General features: G+C 43.2%; 11 protein-coding genes. All 11 read left to right on the plus strand.

The annotated features are described in order from the left end of the window. Position 1 precedes the first annotated feature (1 nt). The 11 genes from ACLOAU_RS23005 to ACLOAU_RS23055 all read left to right on the plus strand — a co-directional run bounded on the left by ACLOAU_RS23005 (position 2) and on the right by ACLOAU_RS23055 (position 25,149). Entirely contained in the window at positions 2-2,731 is a 2,730-nt protein-coding gene (locus ACLOAU_RS23005) for a DUF8487 domain-containing protein (RefSeq protein WP_427864257.1), read from the plus strand. Between the two features lie 8 nt (positions 2,732-2,739). Continuing rightward, positions 2,740-3,513 carry a hypothetical protein gene (locus ACLOAU_RS23010; RefSeq protein ID WP_427864258.1) on the plus strand — a complete coding sequence of 258 codons (774 nt, stop codon included), beginning with the start codon at positions 2,740-2,742 and terminating at the stop codon, positions 3,511-3,513. Positions 3,514-3,534: 21 nt separating this feature from the next. Then, the gene (locus ACLOAU_RS23015) at positions 3,535-5,745 is read left to right on the plus strand and encodes a glycoside hydrolase family 3 N-terminal domain-containing protein (protein ID WP_427864259.1); all 2,211 of its coding nucleotides are present in this window, start codon (positions 3,535-3,537) and stop codon (positions 5,743-5,745) included. A 29-nt stretch (positions 5,746-5,774) separates the two neighbouring features. Further along, positions 5,775-7,322 (plus strand): hypothetical protein, encoded by a 1,548-nt coding sequence (locus ACLOAU_RS23020; RefSeq protein ID WP_427864260.1) that lies wholly within the window; start codon positions 5,775-5,777, stop codon positions 7,320-7,322. Positions 7,323-7,396: 74 nt separating this feature from the next. After that, positions 7,397-8,620: a glycoside hydrolase family protein gene (locus ACLOAU_RS23025; RefSeq protein ID WP_427864261.1), complete on the plus strand. Its 1,224-nt coding sequence runs from the start codon at positions 7,397-7,399 to the stop codon at positions 8,618-8,620. A gap of 453 nt (positions 8,621-9,073) precedes the next feature. Next, a complete protein-coding gene (locus ACLOAU_RS23030) occupies positions 9,074-11,887 on the plus strand; it encodes a SusC/RagA family TonB-linked outer membrane protein (protein WP_427864262.1) in 2,814 nt (937 codons plus the stop codon). Positions 11,888-11,992: 105 nt separating this feature from the next. Then, positions 11,993-13,681, plus strand: a complete 1,689-nt coding sequence (locus ACLOAU_RS23035; RefSeq protein WP_427864263.1) for a RagB/SusD family nutrient uptake outer membrane protein — start codon at positions 11,993-11,995, stop codon at positions 13,679-13,681. Positions 13,682-13,703: 22 nt separating this feature from the next. Beyond that, the gene (locus tag ACLOAU_RS23040; RefSeq protein ID WP_427864264.1) at positions 13,704-16,820 is read left to right on the plus strand and encodes a SusC/RagA family TonB-linked outer membrane protein; all 3,117 of its coding nucleotides are present in this window, start codon (positions 13,704-13,706) and stop codon (positions 16,818-16,820) included. Positions 16,821-16,831: 11 nt separating this feature from the next. Continuing rightward, a complete protein-coding gene (locus ACLOAU_RS23045) occupies positions 16,832-18,583 on the plus strand; it encodes a RagB/SusD family nutrient uptake outer membrane protein (RefSeq protein WP_427864265.1) in 1,752 nt (583 codons plus the stop codon). A gap of 286 nt (positions 18,584-18,869) precedes the next feature. Continuing rightward, the gene (locus ACLOAU_RS23050) at positions 18,870-20,855 is read left to right on the plus strand and encodes a hypothetical protein (protein WP_427864266.1); all 1,986 of its coding nucleotides are present in this window, start codon (positions 18,870-18,872) and stop codon (positions 20,853-20,855) included. 211 nt (positions 20,856-21,066) lie between these two features. After that, the gene (locus ACLOAU_RS23055) at positions 21,067-25,149 is read left to right on the plus strand and encodes a hybrid sensor histidine kinase/response regulator transcription factor (RefSeq protein WP_427864267.1); all 4,083 of its coding nucleotides are present in this window, start codon (positions 21,067-21,069) and stop codon (positions 25,147-25,149) included. Positions 25,150-25,241 lie beyond the last annotated feature (92 nt).

A 25,241-nucleotide genomic window follows, 5' to 3' on the forward strand; every position in this document is an offset into this window, starting at 1 on the left:
TATGAAGAAGGCAAAGCTATGTTTGAAGGCGTTAATGATAACGGGATTGTTATTATCATTGATGCCTTCCAGATCCCAGACACAGGAAATGGATCTTTCAGGGACCTGGGGTTTTCAAACCGATGTAATGGATTTCCGGAGGGGATCGCTCTCTCCACGGTACAAGCATGCATTACAGGAAAAGATTGTTTTACCCGGTATAACCGACGACTACCAGATAGGTTACAAAGTACCTTATCGCTATATAGACCGGCTAACACGGAAATATGAATACATGGGACCTGCCTGGTACCAGCGGGATATTGCTATTCCTAAAGAATGGAAGGGGAAACGCATTTTCATGTACTTTGAGCGTACGCACTGGCTCAGCTCCATCTTTGTGGATACAAAGGAAGTAAGCAGGATCGATTATATCAGCGTACCGCATAACCATGAGTTGACGGAGTTTGTAACGCCTGGTCAAACGCATCGCATTACGGTAAGCATTGATAATCGTTACCAATATAATACGCATAAGTGGGATCATGCACATACTGAGTTTACGCAGATCAACTGGAACGGCATTTTGGGGACGATCAAGTTAGTAGCTATTGACCCCGTTTATATCGATGACCTGCAGGTCTATCCTGATATCGCGGAAAAGTCGGTAAAAGTGAAAATGCAGATCCGCAATAGAACGAACAAGCCTGTTGAGGGTATCGCCAGCTTTACAATCAATGGCGTTAATTATCAGCTCAATAAAAAACTTGATTTTAAAATTAAAGATACCCTCGCATTAGTGGAGGAAACAATTGTATTAGGCAAGGAGGTTAAGTTATGGGATGAATTCAATCCTAACTTATATACGATTCAATGTACGTTGAACACAAAGTCAGACAAGGCCAGCTATCAACATGAGAAGGCTGCTACGTTTGGCATGCGTGAAGTAACGCAGGGAAAAAATCATGTGATGCTCAATAATCGCCCCATCCATTTAAGGGGTACCGTAGAAAATGCTGTTTTTCCCAAAACGGGCCATGCTCCTGTAGATGATGCGGAGTGGGAACGTATTATAAAGATCCTGAAAGAGTATGGCATGAATCACCTGCGCTTTCACTCCTGGTGTCCTCCTGAAGCAGCTTTCAGAATGGCTGATAAATACGGGATTTATTTTGAGGTGGAAATGCCGATGTGGGGTAAGGATGCCGAACCAGATGAAGCCCGTTATCATTTCTTTCGCCGGGAAATGCGCGCTATCCTGAAAGAATATGGCAATCATCCATCCTTTGTATTGTATTGCAATGGAAACGAAATTACGGGTAATTTTGACTTTATTGAAGAGCTGACAGCCGATGCCAAAGCATTAGATAGCCGCCATTTATTTAGCGGTTCTACAGCCCGTACCAGGGTGAAGTCCGATCAGTATTATGTTTCCCAGCAAACCAATAAAGGCGCGGTAAAAGTGTATGAAGGACTGCCTAATACGAACTGGGACAGGAGCAAAGAGTCGGATGTAGATGTACCGGTAATCTCCCATGAATCAGGACAGCGTTGCATTTATCCCGATTTTAGAGAAATAAAGAAATACGATAAAAGTCCTGTGGAGGCACGCAATTTTGAAGTATTCAGGGAACTTCTGGATAAAAACGGGATGCTTGATCAGGCTCAAGATTTCTTCCGTGCATCGGGGGCCTTGACGGTATTGGAATATAAAGCTGTAACGGAGGCTTTGCTGCGATCGGCTAAGTCTGCGGGCTTCCAGCTATTGTCTTTAAACGATTTCCCCGGACAGGGCTATGCACCTGTAGGACTTTTGGATCCTTTCTGGGATTCTAAGGGACTCGTTACTGCCGGGAAATTCAGGGAGTCCTGCGCACCCACTGTGGCATTGTTACGGTATACACAGAGTTCCTATTTCAATAATGAAATCTTCACAGGTAATGCGGAGGTATACAATTTTAGCAATGCCCCTTTAAAAAATGCCCGGATCAAATGGTGGGTAACCAATGCCCATGGTAAAATAGTTAAGAAGGGTAACTTGAAGACTCAGGACATCGGTAATGATGGTGTGTTTCCTATCGGGTCTTTTTCCTTCGATATGAAAGAGTTTGCTGCGGCACAGCAATTAACGGTTCATGTATCGGTAAATGAGCAGGTTCAAAACAGCTGGAATATATGGGTGTTTCCGAAGAACGAAACCATCATGCAATCAACGGATGATATATTATACACCACTACTTATGATGATAAAGCAAACCAGTTTTTATTGCAGGGTAAGAAGGTAGTATTATGTCCGCTTCCCTCCAATGTTAAAGGCCGTGCATCCACTTTTCATAATCATTTCTGGAATCCTATCATGTTTGCGTGGGCCCCCATGACCATTGGCGCACTGATCAAAGAGGATCATCCTGTTTTCAACCGGTTTGTTACTTCGTATCATACCGATTGGCAATGGTGGGATATATTAAATAATGCCAAAGTTATAGAGATGAAAGACGCGCCAAGGGAACTGAGGCCTTTCATACAGATTATAGATGCGTATGACAATAATGAGAAACTGGGTATTGGCTTTGAAGCAAAAATAGGTAATGGCAAGCTACTGGTACTGGCTGTGGATACACAGAAAGATATGAGTAAACGACCTGCTACCCGCCAGTTATTAGCCAGTGTGGATGAATATGTAAAAAGTACACAATTTGAACCGCAGGTAACTGTAGAAGAATCCTTTATCCGTTCATTCCTGCTAAAATAATTCTATACATGGTGAAAAGAATAGGATTGGCTATCATGGCTGCTATTGTAAGTGCCACGTTGATACAGGCACAGGAAATAGAGATAACGGAATATACAACATTGGAGCAGGTATATGAAACACCTGTTGAATCGGAAAAACTTTTGCCGTTTAACGAGTTGAGCAAAGAGTCAGGTTATGTGCTTTATGAAGCAACAATAAAAGTGAATTTCAATAAAGAGGTTTTGGAGTTAGAGAATGTTAGGGATTATGCAGCCATATATATCGACAGTACTTTACAGGGAACGGTTACGGACAATGATAAAAAACTACCGTTGAACATAGCTGCGGGCGAACACACTTTACGGATCTATGCTGAAAATATCGGTAGAATTACCTATGGTCCTGAAATACTGGATAACTCCAAAGGATTGTTTGGTGATATTAAGCTTGATGGAGTGGCAATAGAAGGCTGGAACATAACACCACTCAATATCAGGGAAGCTAATGTACAGCAGTTAAAATTTTCAAGTGCTAAAGCCGCAAAGCTTCCGGGTTTTTATAAGGGGATATTCGATGTTGCCAATCCTAAAGACCAATACCTGGACATGTCGGGGTGGGGCATGGGCGAAGTATGGATCAATGGCCAGTATATCGGCGCTTACTGGGAAAAGGAAAAGTTGCAATCTATACAGGTAGTTGCAGACCTGCTTCAAAAGGGAAAAAACGAAGTGGTAGTTTTTGAAATGAAAAACAATAGTCAAGGGGCGATAAAACTCACCGAAAAACCTGTGTTCAAATAAAATTAAAGATAGATAGATAACATGATGCATCTTAAAAAGATATCCGGAACCTTGTTGTTGATACTGGCCGGTGCGATAGCTAATGCCCAGCAGGGCAAGACTACTCCGGTTTATAAGAATGCCGCGAAACCAGTAGAAGAGCGGGTTGCGGACCTGGTGTCCTGGATGACCCTGGAAGAGAAGGTAATGCAGCTTAATCAATATACATTAGGAAGAAATGATAATGCCAATAATATGGCAGATCCTGTTAACGATATACCTGCTCAAATCGGTTCGCTTATTTATTTCGGCAGCAATCCTGAATTGCGTAACCGGGTACAGAAAAAAGCGATGGAGCAATCGCGCCTGGGCATACCCATATTGTTTGGGTATGATGTAATACATGGGTACAAAACGATATATCCTATTTCGCTGGCGCAGGCTTGCTCCTGGAACCCGCAGCTGGTGCAGCAAGCCTGTGCTGTGGCAGCACAGGAGGCCCGTATGTCGGGTGTGGACTGGACCTTCTCACCCATGATCGATGTGGCCCGTGACGGGAGATGGGGCCGTGTGGCTGAGGGCTATGGGGAAGACCCTTATACCAATGCTGTCTTTGCGGTGGCTTCTGTAAAGGGGTACCAGGGTGACAATTTAGCTGCGCCCGATAAGGTGGCTGCCTGTTTAAAACATTATGTGGGATACGGCGCATCAGAAGCCGGTCGCGATTATGTATATACTGAAATCTCGGAGCAAACACTTTGGGATACCTATATGCCTCCTTATGAAGCGGGGGTAAGAGCGGGCGCTGCCACTTTAATGAGTTCGTTTAATGATATCAGCGGTACGCCGGGTACAGCCAATCGTTATATACTTAGAGATATACTAAAGGGAAGATGGAAACATGATGGGTTTGTAGTATCAGATTGGGGTGCTATCGAACAATTGCGGCCACAAGGTGTAGCAAAAGATAAAAAAGAGGCGACCTTCAAGGCATTTACCGCGGGTGTTGAAATGGATATGATGAACCGTAGCTACGACAATCACCTGGGAGCCCTGGTAAAAGAAGGAAAGATCAGCAGGCAATTACTGGATGATGCGGTAAAACGGGTGCTAAGAGTAAAATTTCGCCTGGGGCTTTTTGATCAGCCTTATACACCGGAGACTAAGGATAAAGATCGTTTCCTTTTGCCACAAAGTTTAGCTGTAGCAGAAAAACTGGCTGAAGAGTCTGTGGTATTGCTAAAGAACAATAATAAGATACTACCGTTGTCCAACGTATCCAAAATTGCGGTATTAGGTCCCTTGTCTAAAGATAAATGGCATTTGCTGGGTTCCTGGAGGGCACAGGGTAATGCAGAAGATGTTACAACCATATTGGACGCGTTACAAAAAGAATTTGCCGACAAAGCAGAAATACTGCAGGCTAAGGGCTGCGACTTTGATGGGGCTGATCAATCGGGTTTTGAAGAAGCAAGATCGATCGCTGCCAAAGCTGATGCGGTTATTATATGCCTGGGTGAGAAAGCCACCTGGAGTGGTGAGAACGCGTCCCGGTCAAGCATTGCTTTACCTAAGATCCAGGAAGACCTGGTAGCCGAGATCAAAAAGTTGGGTAAGCCGGTCATCCTGTTGTTATCAAGCGGCCGCCCGCTGGAATTGAATCGACTGGAACCCTTATCCGATGCTATTTTGACCATCTGGCATCCGGGTGTTCCGGGTGGCCAGCCGGCAGCTGGCGTTATATCCGGAAGAGTGAATCCATCCGGCAAATTATCCATGACTTTTCCCTATGCAACCGGTCAGATACCCATTTATTATAACCATCGGCAAAGTGCCCGCCCTCACCAGGGTAAATACCAGGATATTCCGTCTACTCCTTTATATGATTTTGGTTACGGTTTAAGCTATACGAGTTTCCGGTATGGCGATTTGAAAGCTTCGGCTTTAAAAGTGAAGCCCGAAGGAAAAGTTACGGTTGAAATACCGGTGACCAATACAGGCGACAGGGACGGACTGGAAACGGTTCATTGGTTTATTAATGATCCGGTATCTACTATTTCCCGCCCGGTAAAAGAGCTGAAATTTTTTGATAAACAACTGGTTAAAAAAGGAGAGACCAGGAGTTTCCGGTTCGATATCGATATTAAAAAAGACCTTGGTTATGTAAACGCAAAGGGAGAGAAATTTATTGAGGAGGGCGACTATTACATAATAGTAAAGGATAAAAAGATCAAAATAGAAGTGAGCAAATAAACCTCTTATAACATTCAATGTATTCACAAATGAAATTAAACACAATAATAGAGTCAATGGCCTTGGCCCTGGTAGCGATGGTTGCTTTTGTCAACTGTTCTAAAAATGTAGCTGCTTCAAACGGAAACGGGCAGGAGGATCCAGTTAATGCCAACACAGTAGTTCGTATACCAACTGATACCGAAACAATGCTTCGTAATCCCTTAAACGGATGGGTATTGTATGGATCCCTCAATACGCCTGCTGATTTCTGGACCAAACTTGATCGCATTACAGTTCCGGGTCAAACAGGTACTTTTAAAATAGAGAATTTTGCCGGAACGATGTATGTGAGGACGAGCTGGACATCGTTGAATCCATCTGAAAATGTTTACGGATGGGACGCCAATGAAAAACTAAAAACACTGATCAGCAATGCACGCCAGCGTAAGATGAAAATAGCATTACGTGTGGTGATTGATAGCCGTGACAAGGCGGAAGATTTTACACCCGCATACGTAAGAGAAGCCGGTGCCCAGGGCTATTATACGCAAACCGGTAGCAAAACGGTTTGGTCTCCTTACCCTGATGACCCTATCTTTCAACAAAAATATACGCAGTTCATAAAAGCTTTTGCCCAAAAATTTAATGATCCTGAATTAGTAGAATTTATTGATGGCTTTGGCCTGGGCAAATGGGGTGAAGCGCACTCTATGAATTACCTTGATGTTAATAATCGCGAGCAGGTATTTAAATGGGCCGTAGACTTATATTCAAGTGAGTTTACAAAAATTCCGCTGGCCATCAACTATCACCGGCTTATCGCTATGCCTAAAGACTGGGGCGCTGCAGACCCTATGAGCGAAAACCTTTTGAATTATGCATTCTCGAAGGGATACATCTTAAGACATGATGCATTTGGTATGTCGGGTTATTACCAATCGTGGGAAAAAGCGATTGCTGAAAAATGGAAACATAAATTACCCAATATTATGGAAGGCGGATGGGTTACTGCACAGCATCCTTTTCAAACCGATGCCCGGAAGTATGTTACAAAGGGAGACGTTAGACGTGGCGAATACGATGATTCTAAACAGGCCGGCGTTAATATGATGGATTTCAGGATTGGTGAGACTGATATCTGGTTTAATGAGACATTCGACCTGGTAAAATCGTTTATCAGCGAAGGTGGATATCGTTTATACCCTGATCAGATTTCCATCCCGGCAAATGTGCTGAAATCAGCAAAAACAACCATCGAACATAAATGGAATAATATGGGCTGGGGCTATTGCCCTAACAATATAAATCAATGGAATTATAAGTATAAAGTAGCTTTTGCTTTACTGGATCCGGCTTCAAAGAAACCTGTTTCAGTATTTGTTGATGCTGCGGCTGATCCATCGAAATGGATCAAAGGAGCTCCGACTTCATATCTGTTTAAGCCGGACCTAAGCCAGGTAGCCATCGGTGCTTATCTTTGGGCCGTTGCGATAGTAGATACATCTAATCAGAATCAGCCGGGTATATTGCTGGCAACCAAAGGCAATGTTACAGCGGAAGGCTGGACGATTGTTTCGAATGTTACCATAAAGTAATAAAGAAGTTTTTGAGCACTTTGAATAGGAAATGTATGGGAGCGGTATTAAATAAGATAAACAGATTGTTGAAGATGGAACGTTTTCAATGGTTACCGGTAATGGTTATTTGTGCATTAACTATAAATACACTGCCTTCAAAAGCTGCGTTAACCGCATCCGGAGGAACCGTTGAATACTTCACGCCTAATATGTTTAAAAAAGGCTCACAGGTTGAAAGAATCCAACGGGCAATAGATGAAGCTCAGAAGTACAAGGCTAAAGTAGTAATACCAGGATATGATGCGATAAAGAAATCCGCAGTATGGTTGATCGATAAAGCTATCTTATTACCGGGCAATACAGAACTGGAGCTGGATAACTGCACTATTAAGCTTTCTGACCAGTGCCGGGATAATTTCATCCGCTCTGCAAACGCAGGTTTAGGGATTTCGGATGTGAAACCATTAAGTAATATCCGCATTGTTGGTAAGGGAAATGTGTTATTGGAAGGTGCTGCCAATCCGCGGGCTACAGGTGATCATAATAAAACGCTCTCAATGGATCCGAAAGGATTTTCTCAATCTTATGGAACTGATGCAGGTAAGCCTGGTGAGAATCAAAAAGGCGGCTGGCGTAACCATGCGATTATACTGGCGCAGGTAGATGTATTTGAGATCAGTGGTATTCAATTAAAGGATTATCATGCCCATGGAATAGTGCTGGAGCGCTGCACCAATGGGCTGGTAAAGGATATTAGTTTCCAGGTGCGGCAAGCGGTTACTATTGCGGGTGTTGAAAAACAGGTGTTAAACCAGGATGGACTGGGTGTACGATTTGGCTGCAGAAATATTATCATCGAGCGTTGCCGGGGTAATAGCGGAGATGATTTTATTAATATAGGTTTAACGGATACCGGTGTGCCGGCTGGAGTGGAAAATGTAAATGTGGTAAGTGGTTCTGTCTATAAAGGTGCTACAGATAATATTGCCAATATTTACCTCCAGAACTGGCAGGATTTTTATTCCATCTCGCATCGGGCCATTCGTATCATGCCCGTAGGTAAGCTTAGGATACAAAACGTATTTGTAGAGAATATGACCATCAACGCCTTATCCGCCCAGGGCCTGGTAGCGGAATATGCAGCCAACATAAGAGGCTTATTTGTAAACAATATAGTTACGTACCAACCGGTGAAAGCAAAAGGCATCAGAGATGCCAGCTTCCGGGATATATTATACCTTGGGAAAGGCGATGCTATTGATGTTGCTAACAGCGATTCAGTAGTAGTGGACAATGTAAGGAAAACACTCTTTTAAATCCATCAGCTATTCGTAGGCTTTGATAATGTCATTGTAAGCTCATTTCCTTCACTTATAGCAAAGTTGAATACGGTGCCCCCGGTTCATAAAGGATATCCCTGTAATGATCTACGCATCGTTGCATATCCAATAACTAACAAAAATCAATCAAACCATGTTAATGCTTATTGTAAAGCTTATGTCAGCTGTACATACATCCTTCGGTATTGGGAACGGTCCCAAAAATGGGAACGATCCCAATAAAAAAAACAGAACAGTTTGCTTCTCAGCCGCTGTATCAACAGATAAATTTGTTAACAGATCTAACGGTTCAATTCAATCACTTTAAAGCCAATATGAAACGTAAACGCATGCTGCTTCGCTACCGGGATAATTTATTTTGATGAAAGTAGTCCCCTCATCTGCAACGAAAATTATATAACAATAACGCAATGTTAATTTTTTTAAACTATGACATCATTTAGACAAACGCTGGCATTAAAAGCCGTTGTTGTGATGATTTGCTGTCTTCCTATCAGCTTGCTGGCACAGTCAGACACAACTGCCGTTGATACTATGAGTGAGAATGATTCTGTACAAACCATCTATCCGCTTATTTATTACAATATCAAAAAATCCCGTTCTACGGCATCTGCATCTGTAGTAAACGGAACTGCTATTCATTATACCCCTGTAGCATCATTTCCCATGGGGCTCGCCGGCCAGCTACCCGGTTTAAAAATCAACCAGACCAATGGCCAGCCATTAAACGAAGGCATGTCGATGCTGTTGCGGGGCAGAACACCATTGGTATTAATAGATGGTATACCTAGGTCGCTAACGGAAATTGGGATAGAGGAAATTGAGTCGGTTACCGTGTTGAAAGATGCAGTTGCATTGGCAATGCTGGGGGTTAGAGGTGCCGGAGGCGCCCTGTCTGTCGTTACCAAAAAAGGGGCAGCTATGAAATCGGAGATCACCTTCTCGGGGCAATGGGGTACCCAACAAGCTACCCGGAACCTGATAGGGAAACCCCTGGACGCATATCAATATGCACAGTTGTATAATGAAGCCCTGAAAAATGATGGTCTGTCTGTTGAGAACAATGGTTTCAGTGATGCCGCTATACAGGCGTATAAAGATGGTTCTGACCCTTATTTGTATCCCAATGTTAACTGGACGGACCAGGTGATGAAGAAATCGGCGCCTATGGCACGTTATAATGTGAACGCCCGTGGCGGGAACGAATTTTTTAAATATTTTGTCAATCTCGAACACTTTAACCAGGATGGGTTATTAAAAACAGACGATGGTAATAACTATAGTACGAATGCCGGGGCCAAAGGATATTTCGTGCGTTCTAATGTAGATGTGAAAATAACCGACCGGGTAGATGCGGGTGTGTACATTATGGGCAGGATCATGGATCTTAATGCACCTGGAAGTGACGGCACCAACAATGTTTTCCAGTCTATTCTAAACACACCTAATAGTGCTTATCCTATCCGGAATCCTAATGGAAGTTTCGGTGGGTCATCCCGCTTCCAGAATAATATTTTAGGACAATCTTTGTATTCCGGTTACTTTATTGGGCATACGAGAACTGTCCTGACTGATTTTTACCTGCGCAGGGAACTGGATGATCTATTGCCGGGATTATGGGCCAAAGCACGCGTTTCTTTTTTCAGCGACATGCGTGAGAATTATACCCGTAGCAAAGGATTTGCGGTATTCCAGATTATGAATAACGATGCTAATACGCCGGTGTATGGCCAGTACGGCACTAATAGTGAGCAGGTAAACAATAATGCAGTTGCTTATCAGAATCGTTCTAATTTCCAGGAGTTTTCTTTAGGCTATTCTAAAAACAGAGATCGTCATGATCTGGATATACTTCTGCTCGCCAACCGCGATAACCTGATTGCCGGCTCTAATTTAAAATTAACCGTTCAGGGTATTTCGGCACATGCATCCTATGTATATGATAAACGTTTTATTGCAGAGCTTGCTGCAGCTTATAATGGGGCGAATCGTTATCCTTCAGATGGCGGCTTTAAATATGGGATGTTTCCTTCTATGGGACTGGGTTGGAATTTGCACAATGAAACATTTCTGAAAGACAAGAGCTGGTTAAGCGAACTGAAAATTCATAGTTCTTACGGCATGTCGGGCCTGGATAATGGAAGTTATTTCACTTATATCCAGTCCTACAATAATGCGCCTACTACATATTTTGGGTCTACTGCCACTTCAACTACTACTATTGCTGAATCTTTCCTGGCCAATCCTAATATTACTTACGAAAAGGCCAATATGCTGAATATCGGGTTGGATTCCCGCTTTTTGAATGACAGGTTATCTTTTGACGTAGACTATTACTTCAATAAGTATAGAGATTTGAGCATTATAAGAGGAACCAACAGTGGAACATTGGGCATTGCTTATCCTAATGAAAATATAGGCAAACAGAACAATAGTGGGGTGGAAGCCGTATTGGGTTGGAGAGAAACAAATGGGAAGTTCGGTTATTCGGTATCTGTGAACGCAGCTATCCAGCAAAGTAAGCTTATTTACAACGGTGAACCTGCGCAAATGTATGAATGGATGCAAAGGACAGGGCACCCGGTAGGACTGACTTACGGCTATATTGCTGAAGGACTGTACCAGACACAGGAAGAACTGGATAATCGCGCAACTACAGAAGGTTATACACCTCAGCTGGGCGACATCAAATTTAAAGATCTTAATAATGATGGCGTCATCAACCAGTATGATATGACCATTATAGGCTCTGAAAAGCCCCTTATTCTTTTAGGTAGCAGCTTAGGGTTTAAATGGAGCCAGTTTGATTTTTCCACACTGTTGGTAGCGGAATTGAACAGGCAGGTATATCCATCGGGTAACAGTTATCGTGAGTTCCTGGAAGGTGTGGGCCAGGCCTTTGAAATGCATTTAGACCGTTGGACACCTGCTAATCCTAATGCCGGTTATCCGAGGTTAACTACCAACGGTGGTCCTTATAACGGGGAGTTTAATAATGCGGCAACTAATAGCTTCTGGTTAAGAAATGGTAATTTTTTGCGTGTACGCAGTATTGAGTTAGGCTATTCATTACCCGCTTCAATACTAAACAGGATCAGACTGAAGTCTACCCGTGTATTTGTAAATGGGTATAACCTGTTCAGCTTATCTTCTAAAACCTTTAACGGTGCAGATCCGGAAAACTACCGTGGATTATATCCCATTCAGAAAGTAATCAGCTTTGGTGTGCATATCAAGCTGTAGCATGATTTGAAACAATGCCTAAAAAAATCTAACAGATATGCAGCGATCCTTCAAACCCTTTACGGAAAAAAGGATTCAGCCATAAAAAATATAAATAGTACAAGGATGAAAAAGATAATACTTTATTTATCAGCCTTATTGATCATCGGTTTGCCCTCCTGCAAAAAATGGGAGACTGAACCCAAAGATCGTGTTTTGATATCGGATGTGTTTGACCCTACGGATAAGGAAGCCGTACAGGCCAAGGCTTACTTATTTGGTATCTATTCTCTCTTGCCTAACGGATTTAACCGGATTGACGGAGACTTCCTGGATGCGGCTACTGATGATGCGGTGCCGTCTTCCGAAAGATCCAATGTGAGCTTCTTTACTAATGGTCAGCTTACTGCCGTAAACTACCCCGACAATAACTGGTTTAACAGTTATTCAATTGTACGCAGGTGCAATGTCTTCCTTAAGAATATTGCTGTAGTTCCGGTTTCGGATTCATTGATCAAAAGATACAAAGCGGAAGCGCGTTTCCTCAGGGCATTTTCTTATTTCGAATTATTGAAACGCTACGGCGGAATTCCTCTGATAGGCGATGAGGTGCTGGAGCTGGATTCAGATATCAATATAGCACGATCCAGCTATGCCGACTGTGTCAATTATATAGCCGGGGAACTGGATGCAATTAAAATTGATTTGGCTTCCGGTTCAAAAATTACTGTAACAGATTTTGGTCGGGCCAACCTGGAAGCCGCGTTGGCGTTACAATGCAGGTTATATCTATATGCTGCCAGTCCGCTTTTTAACGGCGGCGGCGTGGCAAGCGATCCACAGAAAAAAGTATTGACTGGGTATACTGACAATGATCCTTCGCGCTGGGATAAAGTAATAGCAGCCGCAGAAGAGCTTATTGCTATAGGCTATAATAAACTCCCGGCCGGCACCGGCACGGCTACCTACCGGAATGTTTTTACCACAAAAATTAATACAGACATTATTTTTTCCAAACAATCGGCCAACTCCACAGGACTGGAAGCCGCAAGCGCCCCTGTCGGCTATGTAGCACCGGCAGCAAGTAATGGCAGAACCAGCCCTACACAGGATTTTTTAAATGCTTTTCCTAATTTAAATGGTTCTCCTTTTGAAGGAAGCATTACCACACTAAGCCAATATCAAAACCGTGATCCCCGTTTGAATGCTATTATTTTTTATAACGGAGTGCAATGGTTAGGCCGGTCTGTAGAAACATTTGAAGGAGGAAAAGATAAGCCCAACCGTCCCTACCAGGTACAAACAAAAACCTCTTATTACCTGAGAAAGTTCCTGGGAGATTTTACAACCGGAACGACTTATTCCAATCAAAGCCACAATTTTCCTTATTTCCGTTATGCCGAAGTGCTGCTGAATTATGCGGAGGCTTTGAATGAAAGGGGGAGAACAGAAGATGCGGCTAAACAGATTTTCCTGATTCGGGCCAGGGCTGGCATCACTGCGGGAACTAATTCTCGTTATGGTATACCTGCGGGTGTAAGCCAGGCTGATCTCCGGAAGATTATTAAAAACGAACGTCGCATCGAACTGAGTTTTGAAGAGCATCGTTTTTGGGATATCCGCAGATGGAAGGATGCCTCCAATTTGCCTGCTCAGCTAACGGGGCTTATCCTGGATAATAGTACCGGAAGTATCGTTATCAATCAAAAGGAGGTGACTCCATTCAAATTTGAGCTTAAAAATTACTACATGCCGATTCCTTTTTCTGAGATACAGAAAAACAGCAAGTTGATTCAAAATGAAGGCTATTTCTAAACCTGCCAACTAACAAATTAATATGAAAAAATTAGCATACTTTATTATTAGCCTGTTGTTGCTATCGGGTAGCGTGACGGGGCAAGGGCAAAAGCGACTCCTGAAAGGAGAGGTGAGAAACAGGGACGGTTTATTGCCCGGGGTAACTATTACTGAAAAAGGCGTTCCCACTAATGCAACACAAACCGATGAAAAGGGGCAGTTTAGCATAGAGATCGCTACATCCGTTATCGTGGTGAGCTACGCTGGTTATATTCCGCAGGATATAGATGTGCAAGATCAGAATACATTGGACATAACACTTTCTGAGGATAACAAAATTATGGATAATGTGGTGGTGGTTGGATTCGGTAAAACCAGTAAAAAGACTTTGACGGGTTCGGTGAGTTCTGTCTCGGGCGATGAGATCAGGCAAAGTCCCTCCCCAAGCTTACAGAATAATCTTGCCGGCCGTGTAACAGGTTTTAGCAGCCAGCAACGTAGCGGGAGGCCCGGCGCAGATGCTGCGGCTTTCTATGTTCGCGGTATCAGTTCTTATACAGGAAACAACCAGCCGTTGATCATTGTAGACGATATTGAGTTTACTTACCAGCAATTCTTTGCTTTGAACGCTAACGAAATCGAGTCTATTTCTATACTTAAAGATGCTGCAACAACTTCCATATATGGTATCAAAGGCGCCAATGGCGTTGTACTGGTAACTACTTTAAGGGGAAGAGCCGGCCGTCCTACGATTAGCTTTCAAAGTGAGTATGGTCTCAGCCAGCCAACCCGGCTGCCACCTTACCTGAATGCTTATGAGTCTGCCAAGCTGTATACGGAAGCTCAAATGAACAGCAATGCTTTAAAGCCTAATGACAATTTTGTGCCCCGATTTTCTGCAGAAGACCTGGAGCTTTATCGAAATGGCAGCGACCCCTATGGTCACCCGGATAACGATTGGTATGATATACTATTGAAAGACTTCGCGCCGATGCTCCGGAATAACCTGAACGTTACCGGGGGTACAGCAAGGGCTAAATACTTTGTGTCTTTAGGCTATGTTAATCAGGGAGGGCAGTTAAAGGATTTTGGCGTAGACCTCAATAGCTCTTATTATTATAAAAGATATAATTATCGCTCTAATATTGACCTCAAGGTAACATCCGATTTGGATGTTCAGTTCAATATATTTGGCTACCTGGATGAAACCAATGATAACAATGCCAGCGCCAATTCCAATCTTTTTAGTGATCTGAGCCGCAATAATGAAACGGCACCCTACAATTACCCGGTATATAACCCCGACGGGAGCCTGGGTTATAGTTTATGGCAACGCAATTTTGCAGGCAGGAACAATAATAATATAGTAGGCCGTTTAATGTATAATGGGTACTATCGCCCTTTCAGTAACAATATTAACCTGGGGACGAATGTAACCCAGCGCCTGAATTTTATTACGCCGGGCCTTTCAATTAAAGGAACGTTGGCTTATCGCAATCATTATAGCTATGCCAGATATTTGAATCGTCCTTCCAGCGGAAGCGGCTTTCCATCCTATATCTATGATCCTAAAACAGGTACTTATTCTTTCGGCAGGTCCGATAATACTTACAGGATCACCACACCTACGCTTCGCTATGATGTGGGTTCTACAAACAGTGCGCTTACAGTCCAGGCAATATTAAATTATGCCCGCACGTTTGGGCGAGACCATAATGTGACAGGATTGTTTTTATATAATCAGAATAGTAAAGTAGGACCTAACTCTTCTAACGGAGGTATATACAATTTTATTCCTGAAAATTTTAAAGGATATACTGCCCGGGTAGGATATGATTATAAAAACAAATACCTGGTAGAAGTAAGCGGCGCTTATAACGGAACAGATCGTTTTGCCAAAGATCGCCGCTATGGTTTTTTCCCGGCAGCTTCAGTAGGCTGGAATATAGCTGAGGAAAAGGTCATAAAGGAAAATCTGTCTTTCTTAAACCTGTTTAAATTAAGAGGCTCTTATGGCTTAACGGGTGTTGACAATACCGGCGGCGTTTATGCTTACCTGCAAAACTATACTTTAGGAAGTGGCAGCGGTATGTTTGGCATTGCTAACAATAATGGACATGTTACGGCGGCAGAAGGAACCCTGGCTAACAATGAAGTGACATGGGAGAAAGAGAAGAAAATGGATATTGGGTTTGATCTGGCGATGTTTAACCGCAAGCTGACGGCTACCGTTGCCTACTTTAATAATAACCGTTTTGATATCCTTACAACGAGAGGTACGGTATCAGCGGTTTTCGGACAGGGCCTTCCCAATGTAAACCTGGGAAAAACCAATAATAAGGGACTTGAGTTTGAGCTGGGTTACAATAACCGCATAGGCAACGACTGGCGTTATTCCTTCAGAGCTACTTACTCTTCGGCAAAAAACAAAATACTGTTTAAAGACGAGCCGATCCCATTATATCCTTACCAGCAGGAAACAGGTCAGCCCATAGGATCCCGGTTAAAATACTCCTGGACAGGTGAATTTTATACCGCAGCAGATCTGGCTAATCCTGATGTGCCCAAACCTGCTGTTGGCGGTCGTCCCGGTGATATCAAATATAAAGATCTGAATGGCGATGGCATTATTGACGCATCTGATCAGTCCTATTTCGGATTAACTAATCTGCCTAACAAAGTGTACGGTTTAAATTTGGGTTTCGGTTATAAGAACCTTCAGTTAAGCGTATTATTCCAGGGAGCCAGCGATTTTGTAGCGAGTGCAACCGGAGCAGTGATCCATCATAATGTGAGTAAATTATTGCCGATCCACCAGCAGCACTGGACCCCGGAATTAGGTAATTCTGCTAAATACCCGCAGCTATATATCGAAGATCTTACTTCAAGTCCTGCCAACTATTACTCGGATTTCTGGGCCATTCCAGGTGATTATATCCGGTTGAAAAGCGCAGAGATCAGTTATACCATAAGCGCAGAGGCATTGAAACGTATCCGGATCAAGGAGATGCGTGTATATGCCAACGGATATAACCTGTTAACCTGGACCAAGCTGGACAGGCTTTATGACCTGGATCCTGAAGTGGTGGAATCCGTAACAGATTTACCTTATCCTCCTTCCCGCACTTTCAATTTTGGTTTGAACATCACTTTCTAAATAGGAAAATAATGAAAAGATTAATTGCACTCATCATAGGAGCCGGCCTTTTGGCATCATGTCAGAAATCAAAATTTCTGGATGATAAGACCAATTTGCTGGATGACAAAGCTATATTCACAGACAGTATAAGAACACTTGGTTTTCTGAACCGCATCTATGTAGATGTCGGCTATACATTTGCGATCTACCGTTTTTCTGCAGCAGGAGGCGCGGGTAATACCGAGCTGGCTTCAGACAATGCTGAAGGGAATAATAATACTTCTGTTTGGGGTAACGCATATACGTTGGGATCCATTGGGCCTAACAACGTACTGACCGGATTTGCGGCAGATAAGGATTTCTGGAATACGCCTTATATGAACATCCGCCGCGTAAATCTGCTGCTACAGCGATTACCGGAAGCACCGTTCCACGAGTCTACTAAACAAAGAATGGCTGCAGAAGCAAGGTTTTTGCGGGCATGGTATTATTACCAGATGGTAGCTGTATTTGGTGGTGTGCCCATAATCGATGATAATGTTTATGACATCAATGATGTTATCAATATACCCCGCAATAGTTTTGACGAGTGTATCAATTATATTACCAGCGAGCTGGATCATTGCTCGCAGGCATTGGCAAACGTAGTATACGCTGATATCGATTACGGGCGCATTACAGCCGGGGCCTGCATGGCACTTAAATCGAGGGTGTTATTATATGCGGCAAGTCCTTTGTTTAACGGCGGAAATAGCTCTAATGCGGGTGATAAAGCCAGTTTGGTGGGATATACCAGCTATGATAAAAGCAGGTGGCAGCTGGCAGCCAATGCGGCAGAAGCGGTGATCAATTCGGGAAAATATCAATTGAATATTGATAATGCTACAAGACCCGGTAACGGCTTTTACAGCGTGTTCCTGAAAAGGGTGAACAGTGAATATATTCTGGCCTTTAACAGGGGACCGCAAAGGGAAATGGAATCTTATTATCTTCCTGGTTCCCGTTCGGGCAGCCTGGTGATGAAGCCTACCCATAACCTGGTTGAAGCATTCCCTATGAGAGACGGAAAGCCTACTTCCGAAAGCCCTCTGTATGATCCTGCTAATCCGTATAAGAACCGGGATCCCCGTTTCGATTATTCGATTATTTATAATGGATTATCTTATACCAGCAATACAGGGCCCAAAACACCTATATGGACTTACCAGTCAGCAGGATCCACCATCCCTAATACAACTTCAGACGGCTATGTTGCAGGCGGTTATTTTACCGGGTATTTTTCAAGAAAAATGCTGGATGAAAACCTGGCGAGTAATACGGCGGGAACAACAGACAGAGGATGGGCATTGATACGATATGCCGAGATTTTATTGAACTATGCAGAAGCCCTGAATGAAACCGGTGCTACCGCTAAGGCCTATGCACCCTTACAACAAATAAGGGAGCGGGCTGGTATTTTGCCCGGAGCTGATGGTTTGTATGGCATGAAAGCCGGTATGACCATAGATGAAATGCGCAGCCTTATCCAGAATGAAAGGAGAATCGAGCTGGCGTTTGAAGATCATCGTTTCAATGATTTACGCAGATGGATGATTGCAGAACAGGTATTGCAAGGCTTCAATAAGGTAATGATCATTAACCGCACCGGCGAAAATACATTTACTTATAGAGTTGCCTCGGCTCCCAGGCCTCTTAATTTCAGAAAAGCAATGTACCTGTTGCCCATTCCATTATCCGAGATTCAAAAAATGCCGTTAATGGTACAGAACCCGGGATATTAAAAAGTGTTCCGGGCAAGTGGACAAAGATAACTTTACTGTTATGTTATGTTATGTATAAGTGGGTGCCGGTTAATATAGTGACCCGGGAGGCAGAAACAGGAATATGGAATAAGCAATTTTCAATGCCCGATGTTCATTTTTATAACAATTGAAATTGAGCTTGAATTTGAAAAATGCTTGTTGAGTTGTTGAAGCGTGCCGAACTCGTGAGTGAGCTGATATATGCCTTTCTGGAGTATTGCCATCGAAACTTCAGAGTTTTTATTAATAATTAATGCTTGTCACAATGAAACAACTAAGTATCGCCAGCAGCGGAAAGATCGCTTTACTGGCATTGTTAGGGCTGCATTCGCTTTCCTGCACTAAAATTCAGGGAGAAGATCTCCCGGGCACTAATGGTGCCAGTACGCAAAAAAGAGCTGTTGCCGGTGCTGACAATAATATCCTGGTCCGGCCAGCCTACGACAGTACAACGGTATTGCGTAACCCGTTAAACGGCTGGGTAATGTACGGGCAGCGAACTGCTACCGACACTTATTGGGATACGCAGTTTTACGTACCCGAATTAGGGCAGAATGTAAAAGCAATTGATTATGCATCCGCCTGCTATATCCGCACAAGCTGGAGATCGCTGAACCCCAGCCCCGGTGTATATGCCTGGAGAGACCTGAACTCACAGATCGGTAAACTGATCAATGGTGTTAAAACCAGGGGGTTGCCCATCGCATTCCGTATTGTTGTAGACGGACGGGACCAGGGAGCCAACACTCCGCAGTTTGTTTTTGATGCAGGAGCTGCCTACTGGTTATCGAACCCTGCAGCGCCTACGCAAAAAACACCTTTTCCGCAGGACTCTGTATTCAGGCAATATTATACCACTTTTATTGAAGAGCTGGCAAAGGACTTTAACGACCCGGCCCGTACTTCTTTTATCGATGCATATGGGTTGGGCAAGTGGGGCGAGGCGCATAACGTTGTATATGCCGAACCTGGTATTTTAACGGCCGAGCAGACAGAAACAGCTAAGGAAGAAGTGCTGGACTGGATAATGGCGCTGTACAACCGGACTTTTACAAAAGTGCCATTGGTAATAAATTATCACCGGCTTATAGGCCATCCCACCAGTTGGGGCGCCGTAAATGCCAATAGTGAAAGATTGCTGGTGAAGGCTATTAACCAGGGCTACAGCCTGCGACACGACGCTTTTGGCATGAATGGTTATTACCAGAGCTGGGAAAGAAATTTTGCAACCGCCTGGAAACACAAACGCCCGATCATCATGGAAGGAGGATGGATCGTAGGCTCACACAGCTATTGGAACGACCCCAGCGGTCAATACCGGCAAGGGCATCCTGAAGATGTACGGCTGAGCGAATTTAATGCATCAGCTCAGGCACATGTAAATATGATGGATTTCAGGGTAGGGGAAACAACCTCCTGGTTCGGCACCAGCTTTCCACTGGTACAACGTTTTAACTCAGAGGGCGGGTATCGGCTCTACCCCGATGAAATATCTTTGCCGGATGTGGTTGCTAATGGGGCTGTTGCTGTATTGAGCCATCGCTGGAAAAATATGGGCTGGGGATACTGTCCTAACAATATTCCTCAATGGAATTATAAATATAAAGTTGCTTTTGCCATCCTGGATACAGCAGGTACGGTAAAAAAGCTTTTTACAGATAATAACAGCGATCCGTCTCAATGGCTGAAAGATAATCCCACCACCTACAATTTCACAACAACAGCTATCAACTTACCACCCGGAACTTATACATGGGGAATAGCGATCATTGATAAAACCAATGCTGACAAGCCGGGTATTGCGCTTGCAGTAACCGGCAACTTCGCCAACGGATGGCTGAAGCTGGGCAGCTTACAGGTACAGGCAGCACCTCCAATAGGTCAATCCATTAAATTAAAAGGTTCCAACAACCTGTTTGTGTCAGGCGAAAATGGCGAAGCTCCTATGCGATGCAATCGCCCGGCCGCTTCTACCTGGGAAACCTTTACCATTGTTGACGCCGGCGGTGGAAAAATCGCGCTGAGAAGCATGAATAAATATGTCTCCTCAGAAAATGGCGCCACTTCCGGCATCACTTGTAGCCGGACAACTATCAGCGATTGGGAAAAATTTGATTGGATTGTGAATGCAAATGGAAAAGTATCCTTTAGAGGAAATAATGGTAAATATATTTCTTCTGAGGACGGGCAATCAGTAATGAAATGCAATCGCGCCACTATTGCCGGCTGGGAGACATTTGCACTGGAGTGATGAAACAAGAATAATAGTTGAATATCTTCAGAGATTGATAAAAAGAATAAACATACAAATAAATTAAAAAGGGAAACAAAATCTCCGCTATCGATAAAGTATGAGGCAGTTACTTTATTTAATGAGCATCCATAATCGCATGTAACCAAATTGTATTATATTGGAGACCCTGCTTTGAGTAGCAGATATAACGATGAAACAAATTGGATTCATGGGCAGACTTCGGATTGTATATTTATGGAGTATTTTGGTATTGGTCTTTTTTCAAAAGGCCAATGCTATTGATACCACGCGCTACCGCTTTCATGTAATGCCTGAAACATCCTATTATGGCGGCATACAAAGTATTGCAAAAGATAGCCTGGGTCGTATATGGTATACAGGACCCGATGCCGTTTTTGTTTATGATGGTAGTAGCTTTTATCAATTAAATGAACTGGCGTCAGCATCCGAACCGGGCACAAAATGGCGGTTTGGAATGCTGCTGCAGGATAAAGAGGGACGCTTGTTCTTAACCACGAATCATGGTTTGCTGCAATTCAATTACAGCCGTTTCTCTTTCGAAATGAATGTGCCGGGCAGGATAAGATCTATTCGTTTAAACGATGATGGCAACCTGGTCATGCTCCGCGATGATAGCCTGTTGATGTACCACCCCCGCACCAAAAAATTGCAAAGCTTTTTGCTACCCAAAGGCGGCTACTTTGAGCATGTTTTGATTTCAAAAGGATTGGTGTTTTTGTCACAGGCAGGGAATTTGATGAGGTTTGATACCCATGCAAAGGCATTCAGAGACTTTGCATGGGTAGGTAGTGACAACCTTGCAAATGATGTCGCGGTGTATGGCGATCTGTTTTATTTTTTAACAGGTAGAGGCGGGATCTTCGCCGTAGATGGCACCGGTCATATACAACGTAATGTGCCGATATTGGCCAATGGAAACAGGTTAGTTATTGCCAAAAAGTTATATCTGGATCCATTGGGTATTATGTGGGTGGCTACGCAAACCGGACTTTTTTTGTATGATCCTGCTCATGACAGTCACACCACGTTAACCATGAACCTGAGTGATGCGTATTCCTTACCTAATAATTCAATATGGACGATTTATGCCGATCCTGATCAGGGTGTTTGGCTGGGAACCTATGGTGGTAAATTGGTGTATAGCTCACTATATGATAAAACGGTAAGATATTTCAAACCAGGCCCGGAATCATTGAATCATCCTATTGTAAGCAGTTTCGCTGAAGACAGGCAGGGTAATATATGGATCGGCACGGAGGGTGGCGGACTGAATTTCTGGAACAGGCAAAGCAATAGTTTTTCGCATTATTTAAAGGGAGTCACTAACGCTCCTAATTCCAATATGATCAAAAGTCTTCGCTTTGATCAGGAGAAAAAAAAACTTTATATAGCCGCTTTTAGCGGTGGTATTACTCATTACGACGCGTTGAGCCATCGGTTCAGCAGTCTTGATTTTCGCAATCCCTACAGCCAGCAGCCACTCACCATTTACGACTTTATACAGGATCATCAATTGGCCTGGTGGATGACCGATCCTGACAATGTACTGTTTTATAAAGCGCCGGCAGAAGCCGCTGTGGGAGTGGTTTCGCTACTGGGAACAGATAATAAGCCCATCAGACTTGAAATTGAATCGCTGTACCAGGATGCGCAGAAAATGCTCCGGTTTATCACACATGACGGGTTGTTCATTGTGAACCCGGTAACCCGGAAGGTGATCAGGCACTATTATTTGAAAAACCAGCCCTATGCAGTGAATAGCTTATGTTGTTACAGGGAAGCATCCAACGGTGACCTTTGGCTGGGTACACTAGGTGGCGGTATAAACCTGTTGAAAGCGGATGGCACCTATCTCAATTTTAATAGCTCCAATGGCTTTCCACCCAAATTGGTATTTGGTATTCTCGAAGACAGCGGATCGAAAAATATCTGGTTGAGTACCAGTGAAGGCATTTATTATTATGAACCGTCGAACGGAAAGTTTAGTAAAGCAAGATTTTATGAAGACAATAGTTGCGGTTCTTTCTACATCCGTTCGGCTTATAAAACCTCAAAAGGGGAAATGCTTTTTGGTGGTACCAATGGGTTCGTGATTTTCGATCCCACGAGTATGTCAGACAACAGGCAACGCCCCAAAGTATTCTTCACCGGCTTTCTTGTTAACAATTTAAAAGTCACAGCAGGCTCAGAGCATTCACCCTTGTCAAAAGATATTTCCAGTCTTTCCAACAAAAAAGATGAACGCATCAATCTTACCAGTAGCCAGTCTAATATAGAGATCCGCTTTTCTTCAAATAGTTACCTGGAAGCAGAAAAGAATCAATTTAGCTACAGGATGCGGGGCCTTTCAGATGAATGGCAGCTACTCAACCGTAAACAAAACGCAGTGCAGTTTTTTGACCTGCCAGCCGGTGATTATGTTTTCGAAGTAAAAGCATCCAACAACGATGGATTATGGGGACAGGAAGTGTCGAGGCTTTATATACATGTCGATCCTCCGTTTTTCCTCTCCTGGTGGGCTTATCTTTTATATAGCCTTATAGCTGTCGTCCTGCTTTTTTTCATGATCCGTTACTACACTAATAAAAAAGTGTTTAAGGAAAGGCTGGCTTTGGAGGCTATTAAGGAGCAAAATATGAGAGAGCTTAACCAGGCGCGTACCAATTTCTTTACTAATATCTCTCACGATTTAAAGACACCGTTGACACTGGTGCTCGATCCTTTGAAACAATTAAAAGAAACCCTGGGTGTCAATGATAAAACGGCTTCGTATATGCAGGTGATTGAAAAGAATGTAACCCGCATACAAAGGATGATCAGCCAGCTGCTCCGGTTTAGAGAAATTGAAAGTCAGAAGATTACCTTAAATCCACAGGTGGCAGACTTTATAGGTTTTGTAAAAGATGTGTTTGGTTTATTTGAGCTGTATGCTAACCGCAAGGAAATTGAAACAGATATGGCTGCCCATCAATCGCAGTTGTTGGTGGCTTTTGATTTTGATATCATCGAAAAGATACTGACGAATCTTTTTTCTAATGCTTTGAAATATACACCCAACAAAGGTTATGTAGGTGTTCGTGTGTACGAGTCTACGCCGGAGGAACTGAACCGCTTGTCCGGAGAAGTGGATCCTGGGGAGAAAGAATATGTTTCCGTAGAAGTGTTAAATACCGGCGATAATTTTTCGGAAGAACAGATCGCTACACTGTTTACCTCATTCAACCGTTTGTCGGCGCGGCGTCCCACCTTTGAAGAAAGCTCCGGCCTCGGACTTGCTATTGTAAAGGAACTGGTAGATGCGCTGGGTGGAGCTATCTGGATGGTGAATAAAATGAATAAGATATCGTTTACTATGTTGCTGCCTTTTAAAAGAGAAGCAAATCCGGGGCAAGTGGGTGGAACGGTTTATGATTATACGATATCAGAGCTAGACGATATGATGCTGGAAACAGTGGAACCTGATACTACCAGCAAAAATGCCAGGAAGGCGAATAGTGTTTTGCTGATAGAAGACGATCCTTCCCTGAGGTCCTATCTTGAGCAAAGACTCTCCGAAAAGTACAATGTTTATACTGCAAGCGATGGAACCGAAGGACTCACCAAAGCAGAGAAGATCTATCCGCAACTGATCATTACTGACCTGATGATGCCTGGCTTTAATGGCTTTGAACTGTGCCGTCGCCTGCGACAAAATTTTAAAACCAGTCATATACCGATCGTTATGATTTCTGGTAAAGGAGACGATAACCAGAATAAAGTAAGAGCACTCGAAATGGGTGCAACTGTGTTTATAGATAAGCCTTTCGAGGTAAACTACCTGTTACAGCAAACAGAAACTATACTAAAGAGCCAGCAGGAATTAAAAGAGAAATACAGCAAAAGGTTTTTGGTAGATCCCTCTAATGTAACGATTTCATCGATGGATGAAGAGTTACTTACCAAAGCCATGAAGTTTATTGAGGGAAACATCGATAATCCTGATTATTCGGTTGAACGATTTGTTTCAGACATGAATGTGGGCAGAACCATCCTTTATCAAAAGATCAATGATATAGTGGGTATGTCAATCAAAGAGTTTATCATGAATATCAGGTTAAAGCGAAGCGCCTACCTGCTTCAGCATGCAGACGCCACAATAGCTGAAATAGCCTATCAGACAGGTTTTAATAATGCGAAGTATTTCAGTATTTGTTTTAAAAAGCAATTTGAAATGAGCCCTTCTGAATTCAGAAAACATGCTACTTCGGAAGGTTTACATAACACCGATTAGCCATTATTTTTTTAAAGTTAAAAGATGGGCCGGCATAACTAGTGCCTCCTGGTTTTTACCAAAAAGAAAAGCAGACTTAAGCCATCTAAGTG

Origin of the sequence: Paraniabella aurantiaca (assembly GCF_050309965.1) — a bacterium.
In the GTDB taxonomy this organism is placed as follows: Bacteria; Bacteroidota; Bacteroidia; order Chitinophagales; family Chitinophagaceae; genus Niabella.

Coding starts and splice junctions, on each gene's coding strand:
- ACLOAU_RS23055 (WP_427864267.1), top strand. CDS start 21,067: ATGGGCAGACTTCGGATTGTATATTTATGGAGTATTTTGGTATTGGTC.
- ACLOAU_RS23045 (WP_427864265.1), top strand. CDS start 16,832: ATGAAAAGATTAATTGCACTCATCATAGGAGCCGGCCTTTTGGCATCA.
- ACLOAU_RS23025 (WP_427864261.1), top strand. CDS start 7,397: ATGGAACGTTTTCAATGGTTACCGGTAATGGTTATTTGTGCATTAACT.
- ACLOAU_RS23040 (WP_427864264.1), top strand. CDS start 13,704: ATGAAAAAATTAGCATACTTTATTATTAGCCTGTTGTTGCTATCGGGT.
- ACLOAU_RS23050 (WP_427864266.1), top strand. CDS start 18,870: ATGAAACAACTAAGTATCGCCAGCAGCGGAAAGATCGCTTTACTGGCA.
- ACLOAU_RS23010 (WP_427864258.1), top strand. CDS start 2,740: ATGGTGAAAAGAATAGGATTGGCTATCATGGCTGCTATTGTAAGTGCC.
- ACLOAU_RS23020 (WP_427864260.1), top strand. CDS start 5,775: ATGAAATTAAACACAATAATAGAGTCAATGGCCTTGGCCCTGGTAGCG.
- ACLOAU_RS23015 (WP_427864259.1), top strand. CDS start 3,535: ATGATGCATCTTAAAAAGATATCCGGAACCTTGTTGTTGATACTGGCC.
- ACLOAU_RS23005 (WP_427864257.1), top strand. CDS start 2: ATGAAGAAGGCAAAGCTATGTTTGAAGGCGTTAATGATAACGGGATTG.
- ACLOAU_RS23030 (WP_427864262.1), top strand. CDS start 9,074: ATGACATCATTTAGACAAACGCTGGCATTAAAAGCCGTTGTTGTGATG.
- ACLOAU_RS23035 (WP_427864263.1), top strand. CDS start 11,993: ATGAAAAAGATAATACTTTATTTATCAGCCTTATTGATCATCGGTTTG.